The sequence below is a fragment of the Phenylobacterium sp. genome, from assembly GCF_044371015.1.
Classification (GTDB): domain Bacteria; phylum Pseudomonadota; class Alphaproteobacteria; order Caulobacterales; family Caulobacteraceae; genus Phenylobacterium.
Genome location: NZ_JBILUK010000034.1, coordinates 1 through 20,751 on the forward strand (window position 1 = coordinate 1; position 20,751 = coordinate 20,751).

20 protein-coding genes and 1 tRNA gene are annotated in these 20,751 nt (G+C 65.2%); 11 read left to right on the plus strand and 10 right to left on the minus strand.

Annotated features, from left to right (window positions below; translation table 11 throughout):
• Positions 1-381 precede the first annotated feature (381 nt).
• The gene (locus ACIQ3R_RS04895) at positions 382-1,551 is read left to right on the plus strand and encodes a pyridoxal phosphate-dependent aminotransferase (RefSeq protein ID WP_397415752.1); all 1,170 of its coding nucleotides are present in this window, start codon (positions 382-384) and stop codon (positions 1,549-1,551) included.
• A gap of 190 nt (positions 1,552-1,741) precedes the next feature.
• Here the strand turns inward: ACIQ3R_RS04895 and ACIQ3R_RS04900 are convergent, their stop codons facing one another.
• Positions 1,742-2,269 carry a hypothetical protein gene (locus tag ACIQ3R_RS04900; RefSeq protein WP_397415754.1) on the minus strand — a complete coding sequence of 176 codons (528 nt, stop codon included), beginning with the start codon at positions 2,267-2,269 and terminating at the stop codon, positions 1,742-1,744.
• Positions 2,270-2,685: 416 nt separating this feature from the next.
• Here ACIQ3R_RS04900 and ACIQ3R_RS04905 point away from each other — a divergent pair, with 416 nt between their 5' ends.
• Entirely contained in the window at positions 2,686-4,017 is a 1,332-nt protein-coding gene (locus ACIQ3R_RS04905; protein WP_397415757.1) for an ABC1 kinase family protein, read from the plus strand.
• A gap of 93 nt (positions 4,018-4,110) precedes the next feature.
• On the opposite strand, the gene ACIQ3R_RS04910 is transcribed toward ACIQ3R_RS04905, so the two are convergent.
• Together ACIQ3R_RS04910 and ACIQ3R_RS04915 are read right to left on the minus strand one after the other, a co-directional pair.
• Positions 4,111-4,743 (minus strand): SOUL family heme-binding protein, encoded by a 633-nt coding sequence (locus ACIQ3R_RS04910; RefSeq protein WP_397415759.1) that lies wholly within the window; start codon positions 4,741-4,743, stop codon positions 4,111-4,113.
• 722 nt (positions 4,744-5,465) lie between these two features.
• Complete coding sequence (locus ACIQ3R_RS04915; RefSeq protein ID WP_397415762.1) at positions 5,466-6,422, minus strand: MerR family transcriptional regulator; 957 nt, start codon at positions 6,420-6,422, stop codon at positions 5,466-5,468.
• A gap of 161 nt (positions 6,423-6,583) precedes the next feature.
• Here ACIQ3R_RS04915 and ACIQ3R_RS04920 point away from each other — a divergent pair, with 161 nt between their 5' ends.
• The 5 genes from ACIQ3R_RS04920 to ACIQ3R_RS04940 all read left to right on the plus strand — a co-directional run bounded on the left by ACIQ3R_RS04920 (position 6,584) and on the right by ACIQ3R_RS04940 (position 11,475).
• Positions 6,584-6,988, plus strand: coding sequence for a thiol-disulfide oxidoreductase DCC family protein (locus ACIQ3R_RS04920; RefSeq protein ID WP_397415789.1), 405 nt, complete (start codon positions 6,584-6,586; stop codon positions 6,986-6,988).
• Positions 6,989-7,414: 426 nt separating this feature from the next.
• Entirely contained in the window at positions 7,415-8,635 is a 1,221-nt protein-coding gene (trpB, locus tag ACIQ3R_RS04925) for a tryptophan synthase subunit beta (protein ID WP_397415764.1), read from the plus strand.
• A gap of 99 nt (positions 8,636-8,734) precedes the next feature.
• Entirely contained in the window at positions 8,735-8,899 is a 165-nt protein-coding gene (locus ACIQ3R_RS04930; RefSeq protein ID WP_397415791.1) for a DUF2256 domain-containing protein, read from the plus strand.
• Complete coding sequence (locus ACIQ3R_RS04935) at positions 8,896-10,419, plus strand: cryptochrome/photolyase family protein (RefSeq protein WP_397415793.1); 1,524 nt, start codon at positions 8,896-8,898, stop codon at positions 10,417-10,419. Before ACIQ3R_RS04930 ends, ACIQ3R_RS04935 begins: the two co-directional genes overlap by 4 nt.
• A 96-nt stretch (positions 10,420-10,515) precedes the next feature.
• Positions 10,516-11,475 (plus strand): NAD(P)/FAD-dependent oxidoreductase, encoded by a 960-nt coding sequence (locus tag ACIQ3R_RS04940; RefSeq protein WP_397415766.1) that lies wholly within the window; start codon positions 10,516-10,518, stop codon positions 11,473-11,475.
• Positions 11,476-11,693: 218 nt separating this feature from the next.
• On the opposite strand, the gene ACIQ3R_RS04945 is transcribed toward ACIQ3R_RS04940, so the two are convergent.
• The 3 genes from ACIQ3R_RS04945 to ACIQ3R_RS04955 form a co-directional block, all read right to left on the minus strand.
• Complete coding sequence (locus ACIQ3R_RS04945) at positions 11,694-12,251, minus strand: PEPxxWA-CTERM sorting domain-containing protein (protein ID WP_397415768.1); 558 nt, start codon at positions 12,249-12,251, stop codon at positions 11,694-11,696.
• Between the two features lie 278 nt (positions 12,252-12,529).
• A complete protein-coding gene (locus ACIQ3R_RS04950) occupies positions 12,530-13,156 on the minus strand; it encodes a tyrosine-type recombinase/integrase (protein WP_397415770.1) in 627 nt (208 codons plus the stop codon).
• A 193-nt stretch (positions 13,157-13,349) separates the two neighbouring features.
• The gene (locus ACIQ3R_RS04955) at positions 13,350-14,033 is read right to left on the minus strand and encodes a PEPxxWA-CTERM sorting domain-containing protein (RefSeq protein ID WP_397415772.1); all 684 of its coding nucleotides are present in this window, start codon (positions 14,031-14,033) and stop codon (positions 13,350-13,352) included.
• Between the two features lie 237 nt (positions 14,034-14,270).
• On the opposite strand from ACIQ3R_RS04955, the gene ACIQ3R_RS04960 reads away from it, so the two are divergent.
• Positions 14,271-14,408, plus strand: a complete 138-nt coding sequence (locus ACIQ3R_RS04960; RefSeq protein WP_397415774.1) for a hypothetical protein — start codon at positions 14,271-14,273, stop codon at positions 14,406-14,408.
• 180 nt (positions 14,409-14,588) lie between these two features.
• Here ACIQ3R_RS04960 and ACIQ3R_RS04965 read toward each other — a convergent pair whose 3' ends face one another.
• The 3 genes from ACIQ3R_RS04965 to ACIQ3R_RS04975 all read right to left on the minus strand — a co-directional run bounded on the left by ACIQ3R_RS04965 (position 14,589) and on the right by ACIQ3R_RS04975 (position 16,047).
• The gene (locus ACIQ3R_RS04965; protein ID WP_397415777.1) at positions 14,589-15,005 is read right to left on the minus strand and encodes a tyrosine-type recombinase/integrase; all 417 of its coding nucleotides are present in this window, start codon (positions 15,003-15,005) and stop codon (positions 14,589-14,591) included.
• On the minus strand, positions 15,002-15,805 hold the full coding sequence (locus ACIQ3R_RS04970) for a tyrosine-type recombinase/integrase (protein ID WP_397415779.1): 804 nt from the start codon (positions 15,803-15,805) through the stop codon (positions 15,002-15,004). Before ACIQ3R_RS04970 ends, ACIQ3R_RS04965 begins: the two co-directional genes overlap by 4 nt.
• A gap of 166 nt (positions 15,806-15,971) precedes the next feature.
• Positions 15,972-16,047: transfer RNA gene (locus ACIQ3R_RS04975), tRNA-Thr, on the minus strand.
• A 126-nt stretch (positions 16,048-16,173) separates the two neighbouring features.
• Here ACIQ3R_RS04975 and ACIQ3R_RS04980 point away from each other — a divergent pair.
• Genes ACIQ3R_RS04980 through ACIQ3R_RS04990 form a run of 3 tightly spaced genes read left to right on the plus strand, consistent with a single transcriptional unit; the run spans position 16,174 to position 18,409 of the window.
• The gene (locus tag ACIQ3R_RS04980) at positions 16,174-17,388 is read left to right on the plus strand and encodes an FAD-dependent oxidoreductase (protein ID WP_397415781.1); all 1,215 of its coding nucleotides are present in this window, start codon (positions 16,174-16,176) and stop codon (positions 17,386-17,388) included.
• The gene (locus tag ACIQ3R_RS04985) at positions 17,388-17,876 is read left to right on the plus strand and encodes a YaiI/YqxD family protein (RefSeq protein WP_397415783.1); all 489 of its coding nucleotides are present in this window, start codon (positions 17,388-17,390) and stop codon (positions 17,874-17,876) included. The genes ACIQ3R_RS04980 and ACIQ3R_RS04985 overlap by 1 nt, the downstream gene beginning before the upstream one ends.
• Positions 17,877-17,911: 35 nt before the next feature.
• Positions 17,912-18,409 (plus strand): c-type cytochrome, encoded by a 498-nt coding sequence (locus tag ACIQ3R_RS04990; protein ID WP_397415785.1) that lies wholly within the window; start codon positions 17,912-17,914, stop codon positions 18,407-18,409.
• 196 nt (positions 18,410-18,605) lie between these two features.
• Here the strand turns inward: ACIQ3R_RS04990 and ACIQ3R_RS04995 are convergent.
• A partial coding sequence (locus ACIQ3R_RS04995) for an efflux RND transporter permease subunit (protein ID WP_397415787.1) occupies positions 18,606-20,751 on the minus strand: 2,146 nt, incomplete at its 5' end.

Genomic DNA, 20,751 nt, shown 5'->3' on the forward strand with positions numbered 1-20,751 from the left:
ACGGTCGCCGTGTACCGCAGAGACTGGCCGCCGAACGTCCCCTGGTGACGGGTCATCGACACGCGCGGCGACGGCGTCTCGCTCCAGGCCGGCGGCGCGCCCGCAAACACGAGCAGCCCTGCCAATCCGATCCAAGTCCGCCGCGTGATCATCCCAACCCCCAGGCTCTAAGTCATGCTAGCGCGGGTCCGGGGGATAGTCCTTTCGTTGTCGACAACCCCGAGTGACCGACGGCAAGAGTTATGCGCAGGGCCGCTGAGACGCGAATAGTCTCCGGTCTTCTTCCGGTCGACAGGGATGAATTTGCAAAGAAACTCCGCCGCCCGTGGCTAAGCTGTGAAGGGTCGCGGCCCTTCGCGCGGCGTGGGGACCTTGAGAGCCTTGCCACCCCTTCAGACCATCGGCGCGCCGCTGCGAGCGACGGAAGGGCTGTTCGCAGCGTCCACCTATGCCGAGTGGGTGCGAGGGGCCATGCGCCTGCGGGCATCGCGACCCGATGTCAGTCTGCTGTTCGAGAGCACGATCGCTGAGCCGACGGAAGCGCTGATGTCCACCGTGCATGAGGCGTTCGCTGGCGAGGCGCCTTCGCGCTTTGTCAGCGTGTTCGCCGACGGCAACCGCTTTGCAGTGGCTGCACTAGCGCGGCGATACGGGCTAGAGCCAGAGCAGATCCTGACGACCACGGGCGCCACCTCGGCGCTCACCCTTGCGCTGAAAGCGCTCGTCACCCTTGGCGACCATGTGCTGGTGGAGCGGCCAGGTTTCGACCTGCTCGCCCGGCTTGCGACTGAGGCCGGCGCGCGGGTCGATCCGCTGCCGCGGCCCGCGCCAAACCATTGGATAGACCCGGAAGACCTGGCGAAACGCCTGACCCCGCGCACCCGCGCCGTCATGATCACCAACCTGCACAATCCCAGCGGCGCGTGGTTGCCGCCGGACGAGGTCTCCCGACTGGCCAAGGTGTGCGACGGCGTCGGGGCCGTTCTGATGGTCGATGAGGTCTACGCCGACTTTGTCGGTCCCACGCCGCAGCGACCGGCCGCCAGGCTTGGTCGCAATGTGCTGACCGCCTCGAGCCTGACAAAAGTGTTCGGCCTGTTCGCGTTGAAGTTCGGTTGGCTTGCCGGTGATGCGGCGCTGATGAGCCGTATCCGTCGCGGGGTCCCCGACGGCGACCTTGGAGTCTCCAAACTCGCCCACGCGGTCGCCGCCCACGTGCTGGAGACACCGGAGCCCTACGAGGCCCATTGGCGCGCCGTGCTCGCCGCCGGCCGACCCGTCGCGGCGCGCTGGATGTCCGCGCTGCAAGGCGAGGGGCTGCTGAAGGGAGAAGTGCCCCTCCACGGCTGCATGGCGTTTCCTGAAGTGCCAGGCGCGAGATCGACCCGCGATCTCACAGCGCGCCTCCTTGACGACTTCGGCGTCCTGGTGGCGCCCGGCGAATACTTCGGGTCGCCTGGATACGTCAGGGTCGGCTTCGGTGGATCAGCCGATCAGCTCGACCAGGGGTTTGGGCGTCTTCGGATGGGCCTTGCCACCTTGTTGCGGTGAATCGCAGAGTTGGATGCTCAGCTTCCGAGAATGCGCCTTAGGCGAGGGTGGCGGGCGTCAGGAATGACGCGTCGTGACTCGTCTCGCCCGTTTCGAATGGCTGCTTCCCGGCGCCGGATGCCAACGTCCGCTTGTCGACCCGAACCCAACGGTGAGAAACGACCCAGAGCGGACTCTCCCATCCCCAGATCTAGGTCCCCGGCGGCAAGGCGGCGATGCGGTGAAGCAGGATGACCTTGCCGACGTAGGTGAACACCAGAACATCGCCCTGCAGAACCCGCGTGACCCGGGTCGGCCCGCCGAAGGGTTTCAGCGACAGCCCGTTGTTCTCGAACACGGCGGCGACCTTGATCGGCATGGCCGTGCCGGCCGCAATATCATCCACGCCATGGGCGAGGACCCCGTCAGCCCTCATATCGTGAGTGACGCCGCCTCCGTCGATAACCACCCGGTCGCCGCACTGCTGGATGCGCTCGATGTGGGTCTTGCCCCCATTGTCGCCCGTCCAGACGCCCCGCAGATCGGGCGCCCCCGGCGCCAGGGGCTCGGTACACCGCGCCAGGACCGGCGCCGGAAAGGTCTTCCAGAAGCCGGGCGGCGTGTGGGCCACGGGAATGTCGCTGGCGAGAACGACGGCCTTGCCAGGCGCCTGGGCCAGGGCGCCGGCCGCCAGGAACAGCGCCGATGGCGCGACGAGGGCGACTATCAGACGTTTCACGGGCTACTCCTGATCTGCTCGTCTCGGCTTGGGCGCTTGCGCCCTTGCAGGTAACACACGCGACGTGCAAGCCGAAGCGATGCGCCGCCCGATGGTGGACACTCTGAGCGCGTGTATCCGGGGACACTATACTTAAGTGACCCGCCTTCCGCCGCGTGCCAGCCTGTCTGCATGGCGAGACTGTCGCGCGTGGCGGCGGAGGGGGTGGCGCATCATGTAGCCCAGCGGGGCGACCGCTGGGCCTGCCGGACTTCGTGGCCGACCTGGAGCGGCGCCTGGCCCGCGTGCCGGCCCGCCAGAAGCCGGGGCGGAAGGCGTGTGCTGGTGCGGGGGTTGGGTGATTTGTGTATCGTGTCCCCGGATATTGGCTCGGATGTCGGGCAGGGCCGTTCCGGGCAATCTGGGATGGTGACGCCGTGAGCAAGGACGCCAACGATCCGCGCGGTCGCCAGGTCCCGCGGGGCCGGCTGTCGCGGCTGGGCCAGTTCGGGCGCCTGGCCGGATCCGTCGCCGGCGGCATGATCGCCGAGGGCGGGCGTCGGCTGGCCGCCGGCGAGCGGCCTCAGTTGCGCGACATGCTGCTGACCCCGGGCAATGTCGGTAAGGTCGCCGAGCGCTTGTCGCACTTGCGCGGCGCGGCGATGAAGCTGGGCCAGATGATCTCGATGGACGCCGGCGATCTGCTCCCCGCCGAACTCTCGGCCATCATGGCGCGGCTGCGCGATAGCGCCCAGCATATGCCGGCAGCGCAACTGAAACAGGTTCTGGCCCGGGAATGGGGACCGGACTGGCGCACGCGGGTCCCGCACTTCGATCATCGCCCCATCGCCGCCGCCTCCATCGGCCAGGTGCATCGGGCGATCACCTGGGACGGACGGGAACTGGCCATCAAGGTGCAGTACCCCGGCGTCCGCGAGAGCATCGACGCCGATGTCGACAACGTCGCCACCCTGTTGCGGATGTCAGGCGTCCTGCCAAAGGGGTTCGAGATCGGGCCGCTACGCGGCGAGGCCAAGCGCCAGCTAGCCGAGGAAGCCGACTATGAGCGTGAGGGCCGGCAGATGGCGCGCCTCGGCCATTTGCTCGCCGACATGCCCGAGGTGATCGTTCCGACCCTGGACCCTGATCTCACGACGTCCGGCGTCCTGGCCATGACGTTCCTGGAAGGGCGGCCCATCGAATCTCTGGAAACCGCGACCCAGGACGCCCGGAACGCGGCGATGCAGACCCTGATCAAGGTGGTCCTGCGCGAGCTGTTCGAATTCGGCGTGATGCAGACCGATCCCAACTTCGGCAATTACCGCATTCAGCCCCGCACCGGGCGGCTCGTCCTGCTGGACTTCGGCGCCACGCGATCCGTCGCGCCGGAAACGGCGGCAGGCTACCGCAATCTGCTGCGCGCCAGTCTCTCGGGCGACCGGGCTGCGGTGCGGGACGCGGCCCTGGCGGCCGGTTTCCTGGGCCCGGCCGTCGTTGCGCGCCACGCCGCGGCCGTGGACCAGATCATTGATGTGATTCAGGGCGAGCTCAGCCGCCCCGGGCTGTTCGACTTCGGGGATCGCCGCTTCGTGGACGCCCTGCGCGGTCGGGGCGCGGAGATCGCAGGCGATTCCGCCGCCTGGCACTTACCGCCGACGGACATCCTGTTCGTCCAGCGCAAGATCAGCGGCACCGCCCTGCTGGCCGCGCGTCTCAAGGCCCGCGTCGACATTCACAAGACCGTCGAACCCTGGATCCAGTCTGGCTGAATGCCCCCAACCTTACCCTTTCTAGGCCCCTCGCCTTCTCTCTAAAGACAAATCGCGTTGCGGCAGCACCGCGAGGCCAGCCTCGGCGTGGCGCTATTTCGCCGCAACCGGAAACGCGACCTCGTTACGGCGCATCGGCGGTAGGGTCCATGGCGGGTCGTAGAACCAAACCACCGGCGGACCGGTGACCTTCCAGCCCATGGCGGCGGCCTTATCGGACAGCTCTTTTGTGCGGGCAGCCACCGAGGTCCGGCCCGCGAGGCCCGAGAACCGCAGAACCGCGAACTGCTCACTTGGCAGCTCGACGATCCGCACCTCCGGATTGTTCGGCGTCGGCAGGGTGGCGCGTGTGTACTTGGCCGGCATGAAGAACTGCACCCGCCAGGCGCCGTCGGCCGAGGGCGCCTGGGCTACAGGGGCGGTCATGGCGATCTTCTCAGCCTTGGCCTGAGCGACAGGGGCGGTCATCGCAATAGAGGTCTTTCCCTTGTTTCCGCCGAAGATGTAGCCGGCAATCGCCTGAAACCCCTTGTTGCGCGCCGAGACTTCATCCCCGCGGACCGTGGTCTCAGCGGCCAAGCGGGGGCCGTAGCGGCGCAACTCCACCGACCCCACTCTCTGTAGAACCGTGTAGGCGGGCTGTTCCGTCGCCGCCCGGGCTAGTCCCGGGGTCAACGCGGAGCTGATCACGCCGACGATCAGGCCGACCAGTTTCAACACAGTCATCGGGGGCTCCAGAGGCTTGTGGGCAGAGGCGCGACGCAGCGACGGTCCACCGGAGCGGCCACCATGCCCGAGATGCGGGTCAGCCTCGACAGGGATGGACCCTGCTGGGAACGATATCCGGGGGAACGATATCCGGGGACACTATACAAAATTGGCCGCGTCCCGCCGCGAAGCGTCCCGAAGCGGTCGTTCCGAAGGTCCGGTTTCAGGTGGCCGCTGTAACCAATCGCCGACCCCCTGCCGGAACCAGGGGCCAGAGGCGGGCGCTCGCCTCTAAGGCCGCAGAGCAGAGCGCGCAATTCGGGCCCCGCTCTGCCAAACTGTCGGAATCTGACACGTCGACCAAAGTAGTTGTTAGTCGTGTTCACCGTCGAGGCGTCTTCCCGAAGCGAACGCAAACGCGGCAGGATTTCTCTCAGCAACCGCATAAGTTGCTACAGTTATCGCGGCCGCGGCAATCAAGACTATATGTCCGGCGAGACTCACGGCGAGGAACGTGTAGCTACCGATAGCTATCGAAAACGAGGTCGCCCACATCCACCCTAGAACCTGCAGTATCATATGACGCACGGCGACATCAGGGATGTGACGAAGCGGGTTTACTTCATGATTGAAAACGTAATTCCAGCAAAAGACTACAAAATTTCTCATCAAAATTTTCCTTTTAATATAGTTGTTGGTTTAGATATTATTATGCGAGAGAATTTATTGTTTGTTTTTCATTAAATCTTGCCTGAACGGTGTTTCCGCGCCCGCCAGTCCGAAACGGCAGGGTTGATGTCGGACAGCCCATTCAGCACCTGAAAACCTGGCATTGGCCGCAGCCCCGCGCAGGCGCCGCCGGCCCAAATTTCGACCTGTTCGGGCAGCAGCGCGCGGAGCTCGACGAGCCCGGATGTCGCCTGGGCCGCCGGGATAATCGATGAGAACGAAAGCGCCAGGATATGCGCCTTGTGCGCCCGGGCGGCTGCGGCGATTTCGCGGATCGGGGTCTGCACGCCCAGGGATATGACAAGGCACCCTTCGAGCGCGAACATCGCTTCCGCCATAATCAGACCCAAGGCATGCGGCTCTTGCGGAAACGTCCCGAAGAGCACGCGCGGGTCCGCGCGAGGCAGACCCGCAACCTGCGTCGCGTTGATGGCGCTGCGCAGGACGGTTGTGAACTGCTCGGTGAAAAAGTGCTCCTGGTGGATTTCCAGTTCGCCGCGCGACCAAGCGTGACCAATCGCTGCCACCAGCTTAGGGCCGGTGACGGATGCAAACGTCCCGAGGCCGGCTCCCAGGAGCATTGCGCTCAGGCCGTCGCGCAGCCCGACCGCGTCATGGGCCCGGAGCAAGTTGAGGACCAGCTCGACCTCAGGGTCCCGCGTCTGGGCGACCGAGGCTTCCGAAGCTGCAAGGAGCACCAAGAGTTCCTCGTCAGGAAGCCCTACCACCTGACCTGGGCGGTGGCCGGCGATCACAAGCCGGCGTAGCAGGCGAAGCGTTGCGACCTGCTCGGCCGGATAGAGACGTTCGTCATTGCGGTCCCGCAGGGGGTTCGGGAAGCCGTAGCGGCGCTCCCAAACACGCAGGGTTTCCTTGGGCAATCCGCAATCGCGCTCCACGGACCCAATGGTCATGGCGGGCGACGTCTCGAGGACTTCCACGTCTGTCATGGACAAATCGACTTTCATGGCTCGACATTCAGCCTAATCGGCGTATTTGTCCAGGACAAAGTTTTGGAGGTCGTTATGGGCTTGGTCAGGATCGTGTTGGCGACGGGAGGCCGCTCGTGCGGCCGCAGCAAGGTTTGCGCGCGCCGAAACCTCAAGCTCGCCAGTTCGGTGGTGGCATGATGACAGGACCCGCGATCACCGCCGGTGACCGGCGTAGCCTAACCGTCTGGTATGATGGCGACTGTCCGATATGCACGGCGGAGATCGGCTTGATGCGCCGCCTCGATCGCGCTGAGGCCATCGAGTTTGTAGATCTAAGCCTCTCAGGCGGATGTCCGACGGACCGTGCAGCGCGGCTCGCTCGGCTCCATGCCCAACCGCGCGACGGGCGCATGGTCTCCGGGGCCGCGGCATTCGTGGCGATGTGGCGGGTGCTTCCGCGCCTGCGCCCGCTCGCCGCCCTGGCTTCGCCACCGCCAGTTTTGTGGCTGCTCGAGCGCGCCTATCTCGGGTTCCTCAAACTGCGCCCGGCGCTCCAGGCGATCGTGCGGTGGGGTCTGGCTCAGAGGTCAAGGAAGAGATGACCATGCGCCTACGCGCAAAGTCTTCATCCGGGTCGATCTCCTCGGGATGGGAACCACGACGAACTCTAAAGGAACAGCTATGAACCTCGTTGAGGAGCATCCTACCGTCACGGCCTACCTGGAAGGCATTGCAGCCGAGTCCAGCCCCCACAGCATCGACCGCTTTTGCTATGGCAGGTGTGGCCGTGATGCCTATCAACTGGGTGCCCTCAAGGCCCAACTCCATATGCTGGCTCAGAAGTACCCTGTAGTGGCTGAAGATCTGGCTAGGTGCGCAGCCTACCGGAAGGAAAGTACCTAATAAGCCGAGACTAGGCGCGAGGGGATCTCCCGCACCATGCTGCCTATCGATCCGCACACGCCAGTACGACCTGTAGGCTGCAACTACCTGCCAAGCCGCAGCCGACGAGTACTGAGGAGTTTCTTGTGAACGAGCGGCTAAAACTCAACGACTACGCAGCCTATCCCGATGCGGACGGCCGGTTCGGCGATTTCGGTGGCCGATATGTGCCCGAGACACTTATGCCGCTCGTTCACGAACTGGACGCTGCATACCGCACCGCCAAGGCCGATCCAACCTTTAAGGCCGAGCTCGACGGGTTCTTGAAGCACTATGTGGGCCGCCCCAGCCCGCTCTATTTCGCCGAGCGCCTTACCCAGCACTTCGGCGGGGCGAAGGTCTACTTCAAGCGCGACGAGCTCAATCATACCGGCGCGCACAAGATCAACAACTGTATGGGCCAAATCCTGCTGGCGCGCCGCATGGGCAAAACCCGGATAATCGCCGAAACAGGCGCTGGTCAGCACGGGGTGGCCAGCGCCACAGTTTGTGCGCGGTTCGGCCTGCCCTGCGTGGTCTACATGGGAACGCTCGACGTAGAACGTCAAAAGCCCAACGTATTCCGCATAAAACTGCTCGGTGCCGAAATCCGGGCGGTGACGTCGGGTACGGGAACACTCAAGGATGCCATGAACGAGGCGCTGCGCGACTGGGTCACCAACGTCAACGACACCTATTACATCATCGGAACGGCGGCCGGCCCACACCCCTATCCAGCCATGGTCCGCGATTTTCAGAGCGTAATCGGGATTGAGGCGCGGGCGCAGATCCTTGAAATGGAGGGTCGCCTGCCGGACGCCATAGTGGCCTGCATCGGCGGCGGGTCCAATGCCATCGGCCTGTTCTACCCCTTCCTAGCCGACGAGGGCGTCCGACTCATCGGGGTTGAAGCGGCCGGTCACGGCTTGGCTACAGACAGGCACGCCGCCTCGCTAAGCGGCGGACGCCCAGGCGTACTCCACGGCAACAAGACCTATCTGCTGCAAGACAACGACGGCCAGATCAGCGACGCTCATTCCATATCAGCCGGACTTGACTATCCGGGCATTGGGCCCGAGCACGCTTGGCTACATGATGTGGGCCGGGCGCTGTACGTTTCCTCAACTGACGAGGAGGCGCTCGAAGCGTTCCAGCTATGCTCTAAACTTGAAGGAATCATCCCGGCGCTGGAGCCGGCCCACGCGCTGGCCCGTGTCGGCGAGATCGCGCGCGAGGTTGGCAAGGGGGGCATCGTTATGATGAATCTCTGCGGCCGGGGAGATAAGGACATCTTCACCGTTGCAGACCACCTCAGAATGGCGATTTGAGCGCCTAGCCAGTCGATGGAACGATGTCAAATGTGGGGGCCAATGGTGGCTCTTGTGACAGGCGCTGCGCTGCCGTGAGCGTTTAGCCCCATGGCCAAGATGCGATCAAAGTCAGATCTCCCATCCAAGCCCTGCGTCTTCTGCAGCCGCCCGTTCAACTGGCGCAAGAAGTGGGCGCGGGACTGGGCAAGCGTAAAGTACTGCTCAGAGCGCTGTCGGAGCGCCGCCGCGGCGCGCCCAAAACCGCACCAAGGCGGGCAATGAGCCGTCTTAGGATCATTCTGGGTGACCAGCTTTCGCTCGGAATCTCGGCGCTCACCGGTCTCGATTCCGAGCGAGACGTCGTGCTGATGATGGAGGTGATGGAAGAAAACACCTACGTCGCGCACCACAAGCAGAAGATCGTACTGGTGTTGTCCGCCATGCGCCATTTTGCGGAAACGTTGCGCCAGGCCGGGATCGCGGTCGACTACGTCACCCTGGACGACCCCAGCAACACCGGCGAACTGACTTCCGAAATGACCCGCGCCGTCGCCCGGCACAGGCCGGACGGAGTGGTGGTGACGGAGCCTGGAGAGTGGCGGGTCCAGGAAGTCGTCGAGGGCTGGGCCGCCTTGACCGGACTGCCGGTCGAAGTTCGGACCGATGAACGCTTCTATGCAAGCCGGGCGCGGTTTGCCGCCTGGGCGCAGGGGCGGCGCGCATGGCGTATGGAGCATTTCTATCGCGACATGCGGCGCGAGCATAAGGTCCTGATGGAGGGTGAAAAACCGGCAGGCGGCGCGTGGAACTACGATGGGGAGAACCGTAAGCCTCTGCCAGAATCGACCCAGCCCCCCGCCCGGCTCCGGTTCCCGCCCGACACGACCACGCAGGCTGTCATGGCGATGGTTGAGCAACGGTTCAGCGATCACTTCGGAGGGCTTGAAGACTTCGGCTGGCCCGTCAGCCGGGAAGATGCGGTGCGCGCTTTGAGCGACTTCATCGACGTCGGTCTGCCGCGTTTCGGCGACTACCAGGACGCCATGAGGGCAGGCGGGCCATTCCTGTTCCACTCGCTCCTTGCCCCGGCCCTGAACCTTGGCCTGCTCTCGCCCCGGGAAGTCTGCCAGGCCGCCGAGCGCGCTTGGCGTTCTGGAGCAGCCCCGTTGAACGCGGTTGAAGGATTTGTGCGGCAGGTCCTGGGCTGGCGAGAGTACGTGCGGGGCGTCTACTGGAACTTGATGCCCGAGTACGCTGACCGAAACGCCCTCCAGGCGACGCGAAGGCTTCCAGCCTTCTATTGGACGGGGAAAACGGCCATGAGGTGCCTGCGCGAGGCTGTCAGCGACACTGCGCGCTATGCCTACTCGCACCACATTCAACGCCTGATGGTGACTGGCAATTTCGCCCTGTTGGCAGGCGTCGCGCCACGCGAGGTCGAGCGCTGGTATCTGGCGGTCTACGCCGACGCCGTCGAGTGGGTTGAGATGCCGAACACACTTGGAATGGCTGTATTTGCGGATGGGGGCCAAATGGCCTCCAAGCCCTACGCTGCATCAGGCGCCTACATCGATCGGATGTCTGACTTCTGTTCGGGCTGCGCCTACGACGTCAAGCAGAAGACGGGCCAGAACGCATGTCCCTTCAACTACCTCTACTGGGCGTTCTTGATCCGACAGAAAGACCACCTCTCAAACAACCCAAGGCTTGCAATGCCCTACCGCACGATCGCGGGGTGGACGTCGGAGCGGCAGGGCGCGATCGTCGCTGAGGCTGAGGCGTTTCTCGACGGGCTCGAATAGTAGGGGACCAGCGCCGATTCCGCGCCGCGGTCTCTTCGGTTGCAGATCATCACTCTCTCTCAGGCCGCTCTCGGCGCGGTTCACGGGCAGGCAAACATGCATATCGCGATCGTAGGAGCTGGAATGGCCGGCCTGGCTTGCGCCGAGGGACTGGCAGGTGAAGGGCGGTCGATCACATTGCTCGACAAGGGCCGCGGTCCTGGGGGTCGGATGTCGACCCGCCGTATGGCGACCAGCGCAGGCGAGGCGTTGTTCGATCACGGGGCTCAGTACTTCACGGTTGATGACCCTGGTTTTCGACACAGAGTGGACGAGTTGATCCGGGCGGGATGTGTCGCGCCATGGATAGCAGCGGGTACGAACGCTTTCGTCGGCGTTCCTGGGATGAATGAGCCTATCCGCGAAATGGCGAAGCCGTTTGGCGTGCAGTGGGGCGTCCAGGTGACCCGATTGTCGCCGATTGCGGAGGGTTGGCGCCTTGATGCAAAGACCGGGGCGTCGGTTGTAGTGGATGCCGTCGTCTTGGCGCTGCCCGCCGAACAGGCGGCAGAGCTTGTTGAGCCGGTGGGGCGGGACCTCGCTGCGCTGGCCCTGGCCCATCCCACGGCGCCATGCTGGACGGTGATGCTGGCGTTTGGTGACACGTTGCCGACGCCGCGAGATTGCCTGCGGGGGACGGAGGCCGACGTACTCGGGTGGGCGGCGCGGAACAGTTCCAAGCCAGGTCGGACCGGGCCCGAGGCATGGGTGCTTCAGGGCACCCCGGACTGGTCAAGGCGGCATCTCGAGGCGGACCCCGACTGGGTTGCTGGCGAGCTGTCGGCGGCTTTCGCGGCGCAGCTGGGATTGAGCTTACCGCCGCCGATCAACCGTAGCACTCATCGATGGCGGTATGCGCGCTCTGGCGTGGAGGGCTCCGGCGCCGTGTGGGATGCAGACCGCCGGCTCGGCCTATGCGGCGACTGGCTTGTCGGCGCCCGGGTCGAAGCGGCTTGGAAGTCTGGAACGATGCTGGCTGAACAGATCGCCATTTCGGCCAGATTTTACGCCGTCTGACCCGTCGGTTCAGTTGCCCCCCACCCGCGCAAACGTCCGAAATCCCCCCATCGCGGTCGTCCATGAGGTCCGCTTGCAGGACTTGAGCTCGAACGTCCGGTAGTTGGCGGTGAGTTACCGGGGACACTCGACCCGGTGCGGACCCAAGCTGTGCAGGTTTCGGACTGCTGCCGTGACAACCTACCGTGTCGCTTCTCGCGCCGGGTCGACGCTTGCAATCAGGCCCGCATCGACACCGGGCGCGGCCGCCGAAGGGCCGCGCCGACGCCAGCGAAGCCCAGGAGAAGCATGGTCCAGGTCGCAGGTTCTGGAATGTTAGCGTTGTAATCTGTCACGGTATACTCGCTGTAACGCTCCTGAAGTTCGTCGTCGTAGAGCAGCAAGAGGAAGCGTGTCTCGTCCTCCTTCCTCAGGAACCCATGATAAGGAACCGTGCCGCTCCAGAAGTCGAAGCCGCCGGGAGTTGGTTCGTAGTTGGGTCTTTCGAGCAAATCATCCGGCTCAAGGGGACCAACGGGTGGCGGGGGTGGCTCCGGCGGCATTGGCGGTTCTGTGTCGGGATTCCTCGAGATTGGGGTCGAGCCGAACATCCCTTCCAGCGCTAGGATCGTGCAGGGCCCGGAACCTGGCGGGCAATCGAGCGTGAAGACGCCCTGAACCGGGGTTAACCCGGCCGTGAAGCTAAAATTCACCGTTGTCACCGCCGCTGCTGACGTCGCCGCAGCGATAGTGAACCCGGCCACCACGGCAACGATACAGCCCTTTAGTCGTGCCATTTCTGACCGCCTTCGCCTAGTATTGGGACTCGCTTCCTGCACTCTAACCCTTAGGAACGAATGGCGAATTGACCTGCATCAACCTGGTTATCGCCGACGTAACGAATTGACCGCTCGCACCAAACAGCCGGGCAGATCTGCACTGCCGGTCGCGGTGGCCGGCCGTCTCCATGCCGGCCTCCATCCGGGAGCCACGTCCGCTCCCCCCCCCCATCTCGGTCGTTCACAACGTCCGCTTGGCGGACCTAGGTCGCCCACCAAGCGGTACGCCCGCGCGGTCAGATTTCGATCTGCTCCGACAAGGCAAGGGCGTCATCCACCTCGATGCCGAGGTAGCGAACCGTGCTCTCCAGCTTTCGATGGCCAAGGAGAAGCTGGCAGGCGCGCAGATTGCCGGTCTTCTTGTACAGCATGGCCACCTTGGTTCGTCGCAAGCTGTGCGTGCCGTAGGCGCGGGGCTCCAGCTCGATCATGGCGACCCACTCACCGACCAGCCTGGCGTACTGACGTGTCGTGAGATGCTCGCCGGGACGCGAGCGGCTTGGAAAGAGCCAGTCATCCGCACGCTTTCCCCGCAGCGCCAGCCACGCTGATAGCGCTTCTCGGCTGGCGTCAGTGATCTCGAACGGCACGGGCCGCCCGGTCTTCTGCTGAATGACCGTGGCTCGGTCCCGCATTGTCCCGCCGGGCGCAACATCACTGACCCTGAGTTTGACGAGGTCGCAACCTCGGAGCTTCGCATCCAGAGCGCAGTTGAAGAGGGCCAGGTCGCGGACTTTGCCCGCGGTCCTCAACTGCTGGCGAATTCCCCATATGTGCTTGGGCTTGAGCGAGGGCTTTGCCCCAATAATGCGCCCTGAGTTCCAGGGACGTTTGGGCATGCGAAAGAGGTCGATCTGAGCCATGGCTCACCTCCGACTGGCAGCGCCCGCCCAGCCGGTGGCATCCTACGCATCATTGGGACCACGCCCGCTAACAGACGTTCCGAACGTCTCAGATGGGGGGATAGCGGTCCCTGGCTCGCCGCCAGCGCCCATCCAGACGCAGAAACGCCGCCGATCCGAAGACCGGCGGCGCGTGTCTGTCAGGCGTAGAGGTCTAGGCGACCACGGCCTTGCGGCGGCGGATCATGGAGCCAGCAGCACCGAAGCCGATGATCATCATAGCCCAGGTCGCGGGTTCGGGAATGCCGGGACCCGGATCGAACGTGCCACGGGCGGCCGTCTGCCAGTCGTCGGTGGGCGCGTAGCCATTGCCCTCGACGAAGTTGACCTGAGCTCGCACAGCGCCCGAGCTATTCACGATGCCGAAAAATCCTGATGAGATCGCTGACGTTACCGTCTCGATGACAGCGCCTCCGCCATCGTAGAAGGTGAGCGACAACTGGTCGTCGCCACCAACGTTCCACATGCCCAGGCCAAACAGAAAGTCAGCTCCGCTGAGCGGGACGACATTGATGGGGCCGCGCGCGGGGAGACTGTAGTCGCGATCGTTCAACAGGTTATTGGGACCCGAGCGCGGAACGCCACCCGTGAACTGATAGGGCTGCACGGTAGGTAGTGTACCGTCATCGAACGGCAGGAATCGGATGCCAAGATTGGCTACAGCGCCGACATCGCTGAACACCGGCGTGGTGCCAGTGTCCCATGTCTCAAGTGCATAGACGTTGCCCACGGCGGCCCGCCAGGCGGCTTCATCGGTAAAGGCGGCCGCGTGCGCGCTGCTCGCGGCTGCGAGCGACATTGCGGCAAAGGCACCGAGAGCAATCTTGCGGTTATGCATATCGACTCCCCATAAAATCAGCGTCGAAATTTACCGATCAGTTAACGAATACGCCCATGCTAAAAGTTCACAAGCGACTTCCCCTGAGAGGCGAATTCCGACGCCCCATAACCCTCGTTTTGGGCAATGAGGGTAATTCAAAGGCGGGACATCCGGTAACTGAGGTGGGCCCCTCGAAGCCTTGGATTACGAAGTCGGAGCGAGGTGATCGTTGCGCTTCAAGAAGGAGGAAGGGCCATGGTTGAAGTCTACGTCGGGATGGATGTTTCCGACAAATCCACGCACCTGTCTTTGATGGATGGTTCCGCAAATGTGATCTGGAGCCGGGCCCGCGCCACCGATCCGGACGCGATCGTCCGGACGCTGAACACCTGAAATCGGACCTCCGGAACGTCCGCTTAGGGTCGGCAGCGGTCCTTAGCTCCAAGCCCGCAAGCGGACGCGACGAAGGTCGGCAACGAGTCAGACTGCGACGATCAACCCGCAAAAGGCGGACGTCCATTTTCCCCCATTACGGACGTCCCGAGGGTCCGCTGTCGGCACGGCCTTGGCGGTTTAGCCCGCCCGATCCAGCGGGATCACCTGCCCGCCGACGCGCAGCCGGTCCAGGTAGTCGCTCCACCATTGGGCCATCAGCACGCGCTCCTGCCAATGCGCGCCCCGGTGATAGGCCGCTCGCACCGTGTCGGCGTCGCCGTGCGCCAGGGCGCGCTCGATGGCGTCCACGCTCCACTTGCCCGACTCGTTCAGCAGCGTGCTCGCCGTCGAGCGGAAGCCGTGCGAGGTCATGTCGTCGTTGGAATAGCCCATCCGCCGCAGGGCCGCGTTCAGCGTGTTCTCCGACATCGGCCGCAGCTTGGTGCGCACCGATGGAAACACGAACCGCCCGCCGCCGGTAAGTTCGCCGACTTCCTTGAAAAGGGCCACCACCTGCGTCGAAAGCGGCACGACGTGCTCGCGCTGCATCTTCATGCGGTGCGCCGGGATGCGCCAGACAGCCGCCTCCAGGTCGATCTCGGCCCATTCGGCCGTCGCAGTTCGCCGGGGCGCACGAACACGTGCGGCGCGATCTGAAGCGCCCAGCGCGTGGTCGGTTGGCCGTCGAAGCCGTCGATGGCCCGCAGCAGGGCGCCGACGCCCTTGGGATCGATAATCGCCGCGTGATGCTTCACCTTGGGCGACAACAGCGCGCCTCGCAGATCGGCCGAGATGTCGCGCCGCGCCCGCGTGGTCGCCACGGCGAACCGGAACACACGGCCCGCCAGTGCGTGCAGCCGCTTGGCCGTCTCATGCCGGCCCGAGGTTTCCACCTTGCGCAGCACGGCCAGCAGTTCGAACGGCTCGATCTCTGCGATGGGTCGCGATCCGAGGCCAGGCCCCAGCAGCGAGAGGAGCCACTTCGCCTTGGCCACGGTGACCGCCTTTAGCCCCTCCCGCTCGCGCTTGGCGATGTACTCCTCGGCAACCGCCTTGAAGGTGTTGGCCGCGCTGACCAGCCGCGCCGCCGCCTCGCGCTTCTTTTCGAGCGCAGGGCTCTGGCCCCGGTCGATCAGAGTACGTGCATCGTCGCGCTTGCGCCGGGCTTCCTTCAGCCCAACCGCCGGGAACACGCCCAGGGAGAGCTGCTGCTCCTTGCCCAGGTGCCGATACTTCAGCCGCCAGAGTTTGCCGCCCGACGGCCGGACGATCACGAAAAGACCGTCGGTGTCATAAAGTTTGTAGGCCTTCGGCCGGGGTTTCGCGGACCGGATCGCGGCATCGGAAAGCGCCATTTGGGGGTCACTCCAGCAGAAGGTCGGCCGGCGCCCCCAAAAGTGACCCCCAAAATCTCGCGATCAACCGCGAACAGGGGCGCACATCGGCGAAGCGCCTAACCCCTTATATAGCTGATTTTCCGTCTTATTTCCACCCTTCCGCGTCCATGCGCGAACAGGGTGATGGTGCCGGATACAGGACTCGAACCCGTGACCTTCGGTTTACAAAACCGCTGCTCTACCAGCTGAGCTAATCCGGCGTCGGCCGCTCCATAGACGCCCCGGGGGTCAGACCGCAACCAGCCTTGCGCAGTCTCTGCAACCGGTTGCTTCCGCACGATACGACTCCAGCGCATGATGTGGCTCTTTGATCGCCTGAGAGCTTGATGCCTCTGACCCGTCGCCGAACCCTGGTCGCCGCCGCCGCAAGCGCCGCCGCGCCGTCCGTCCTCGCGGCCACGCCCGCGATCTTCGATACCGCAATCATCGGGGCCGGCGTCTTCGGGGTCTGGACCGCCGCAGCGCTCAAGCGTGCGGGCCACCGCGTGGTGCTCGTCGACGCCTATGGGATCGGCCACGCGCGGGCCTCTTCCGGCGGTGAGAGCCGCGTTATCCGGGTGAGCTATGGCGGCGATCCGCTCTATTCGGCGATGGCCGAGGCCTCTTTGCCGGAGTGGGATGCGCTCTCGCGCCGCCAGGGAACGCCGATTCTGCACCGCACCGGCGTGCTTTGGTTCTCCCCGGCCGACGACAGCTACATGGCCAAGAGCCTGGCCTGGCTTGAGGCTCGCCGTATTCGCCACACCCGCCAGGCCGACGCCGCGGCCCTCGCCGCCGCCTGGCCGCAGATCCGCTTTCGCTCCGGCGAGGCGGGATTCCTCGAGACCGAGAGCGGCGCGTTGATCGCCGGCCGGAGCGTCCAGGCCGTGGCCCGCGACGCCGGGCTTGACGTGCGAATCCTGTCCGCCGGGGCGCCCAGGCGCGATCCGGGCGGCGGCTACCGCATCGCCGAGGGCCTGCGCGCCGCCAACCTCGTCTATGCCTGCGGCCCCTGGTTGCCCAAGCTGTTCCCCGAGGCGCTGGGCGGTCGCATCACGCCGACCCGCCAGGAGGTCTACCACTTCGGCGCTCCACCGGGGGATCGCCGCTTCGCCGCGCCCGCCCTGCCGGTCTGGGCCGACTTCAATCACGGCGAGATCGTCTATGGTCTGCCCGACCTGGAGGGACAGGGCTTCAAGCTGGCCTTCGACACCCACGGCCCGGCGGTCGACCCCGACACCCAGTCCCGCCAGGTCAGCGCCGAGGGCGTCGCCCGCGCCCGCGCCTACCTCGCGGAGCGTTTCCCCGACCTCGCCCAGGCGCCGCTTATCCACGCGCGGGTCTGCCAGTACGAAAACAGCGCCAACGGCGACTTTCTGATCGACCGGGCGCCGGGCCATGACCGCGTCTGGCTGGTCGGCGCTGGCTCCGGCCACGGCTTCAAGCACGGGCCCGCTGTCGGTCGCCGCGTGGCCGACCACGTCCTCGACCCCGCGCTTCGTATCGAACCTCGTTTCGCCCTGGCCTCTAAGGCGGTCGGGGCCAGCCGGACGGTCTACTGATGCGCCTGTTCCTGGACGCCGACGCCTGCCCGGTGAAGGACGAGGCCTATCGGGTGGCGGATCGCTACAGGCTGCCCGTACTGGTGGTCGCCGCCAGCTTCCTGCAGGTCCCCGCCTCGCCGCTGATCACGCGCCATATCGTCGACGCCGGCCCGGACGCCGCCGATGACTGGATCGCCGAGACCTGCGAGGCGGGCGACATTGTCGTCACCCACGATATTCCGCTGGCCGAGCGCGTGCTGCGCAAGGGCGCCGAAGCCATTGCGCCCAACGGACGGGTGTTCACGGTCGACACCATCGGCTCGGCCCTAGCCGGGCGCGCCATCGGCGAGCATCTGCGCTCCATGGGCGAGGTCACGCGCGGGCCACCCCCTTTCGGCGCCGCCGACCGCTCGCGGTTTCTCCAGGCGCTAGACGCAGCCGTGCACCGGGTTCGCCGACGTCCGCCGACGCCCCCTCCGGGCCCCTTGCGTCCGCCCGGCGCATGAGTAGCTTGCGCCCCAAACCAGCCTCGGAGTCCCGCATGCGTTACGGTCCTGTCCTCGCCGCCTTCGCCGCCCTCGGCGTCGCCGCCTGCAGCCAGGCGCAGGACGCCGGTTCGGGTACGGCCGCTGCGCCGGCTTCTGCGCCCGAGGCGCCCACGCTCAGCGATGCCGAGAAGCAGGCGATCCTGGCCTCGTACCCCGCGCCGTACAACACCGCCGATCTGGCCAATGGCGAGGCCAAGTTCGCGCTCTGCCGCTCCTGCCACACCATCGCCCCGGGCGGGGCCAACATGACCGGGCCCAATCTGCACGGCGTCTTCGGCAAGGCCGCGGCCGCCAATCCCGACTACAAGTACTCCGACGCTCTGAAGGCCTCTGGCATCACCTGGGACGCGAACCAGCTCTACCAGTGGCTGGCCAACCCCAAGACCTTCATGCCGGGCACCAAGATGACCTTTGCGGGCCTCAACGACTCCAAGGATCGGATCGATCTCATCGGCTGGCTGATGGTCGAGACCGGCCACAAGGCGAAGTAATCTACGCGCATAAGGCGCAAATTTCCCGAGAATTACTACCTTGACGGGCAGACACACGCGACCCACGTTGGCGCGTCGGACGCTTGCATCTGGCGCCACCGACACCCTGATCGGATTCGCCGCGACCCCATGAGCGGCAAGCCGGGCCCAGGGAGCCTGACACCCCCTTTTGACACAGGCTCCCTGGCGTCGGCCCCTACTCGGCGGCGTTGGCGACGCGCGCCTTCTCGGCTTCCTCGAACGCCTCGATCCGCCGAGTGGCGGCCATGGGCGACTTCGTGAACCGGGCGAGCAGATTGTAGAACACCGGCACGATGAACAGCGTCACCAGGGTGGCGAAGATGGCGCCGAAGAAGATCGTCACCCCGATCGTCTGCCGTGACTCTCCGCCCGCGCCGCCCGCCAGGATCAGCGGAATGGCGCCCGCCGCCGCCGAGATCGAGGTCATGATGATCGGCCGCAGACGCAGCGAGGAACTCTCGATGACCGCTTCACGGATGGAAAGGCCCTCGTCGCGCAACTGATTGGCGAACTCCACGATCAGGATGCCGTTCTTGGCGGCAATGCCCACCAGGATGATCAATCCGATCTGGCTGTAGGTGTTGATCGAGGAGTCGGCGATCAGCAGCCCGAACAACCCGCCGAGCGCCGCCACCGGCACCGTCAGCATGATCACGCCGGGGTGCACCCAGCTCTCGAACTGCGCCGCCAGCACCAGGAACACCAGCAGCAACGCCATGGCGAAGGCCAGGCCCACCGACCCTGAAGCCTCCAGATAGTCTCGCGCCCCGCCGCCCCATTTGACCTGGATGCTGCCGGGCTGCTTGGCCGCCTCTGCGCGGAAGAAGTTTATGGCCTCGCCCATGGAATATCCGGGGTTCAGCTGCGCCGAGAGCGTGATCGACCGTTGCCTGTCCAGCCGGGAACGATCCGGCGTGTCGCCGCGAATCTGGGTCGTCACCACGCTGAGCAGCGGCACGGTCTCGCCCGAGGTCGTGCGAACATAGAGCCGCTCCAGGTCGGCTTCGGTCTGGCGCCGGTCGCGATCCGTCTGCAGCAGGACGTCGTATTCCTGACCGTTCTTGATATAGGTGGTCGCCCGCCGCGAGCCGAACATGGTCTCCAACGCACGACCGACGGATTGCGCCGAGACCCCAAGCGAGGCCGCCTTCTCCCGGTCTATGTTCACCACCACGCGCGGGCTGGTGGGTTCATAGTCTAGCCGCGGACGCGCCAGACCCGGATTCTCGCCTGCCGCCGCCATCAGCGGCTGGATCCATCTGGCGATATCGGCATACTCCGCCCCGGTGGCGATCAACTGCAGGCTGGCGCCCCCGCCGCCGCCCGATCCTGGGCCGCCGCGCTGCAGACCGCCTTCCGCCGCCACGATGGTGCGGACGCCGGTCACACTGGACAGCTCCCGGTTCAGCCTCGCCGCAAGTTCCGGCGCCGTGACCTCGGTGTCGTCCGACAACATCACATTGCCGCCACCGGTATTGAACGAGTTGCTGCCGAACCGGGGCATCGAGAAGACATAACGCTCGACGGTGCCCTCCTGCTGGTACTTGATCAGCACCTTCTCGACTTGGCTCGCGGCCTTCAGGGTGTAGTCGAAGCCAGCGCCCTCCGGGCCGGAGAACATCACCATCACGCGTCGGCGATCTTCCTCGGGAGTCAGCTCGCGAGGCAACAGGCTGAACACGCCGAATGAAGCCACCGCCATCAGCACCGTCAACGCCGTCACCGTGATCGACACGCTTCGGCGGCCCAGCATCGCATCCAAGGAGGCGTGATACGACGCTTTCAGCCGGCTCATTCCGGCCTCGACAATTCGTGAGACCCAGCCTTCGGATTTCGCTGGCCTCAAGAACTTCGAGGCCAGCATCGGCGCCAACGAAAGGGCGAGCACAGCCGAAAACGCCACGGCGGCGGCGACAGACACCGCAAGCTCGACAAACAAACGACCGATGAACCCAGGCAGGAACATCAGCGGCGCGAACACCGCCAGAAGGACCACCGTGGTGGCCACGACGGCGAAGAACACCTGCCGCGCGCCGCGCTGCGCCGCCACGATCGGCGGCTCTCCCTCATCGATCCGTCGCTGGATGTTTTCCACCACCACGATGGCGTCATCGACGACCAGCCCGATGGCCAGCACCAGGGCCAGGAGTGTCAGCAGGTTGATCGAGAACCCCAGCGGCGCCAGCACGATGAAGGATGACAGGATGGCGATCGGCGCGATGAGCGAGGGGATCAACGAAGCGCGCAGCGTTCCCAGAAACAGGAAGTTGACCAGCGCGACGCAACCCATCGCTTTGGCCATGGTCAACCAAACCTCATCA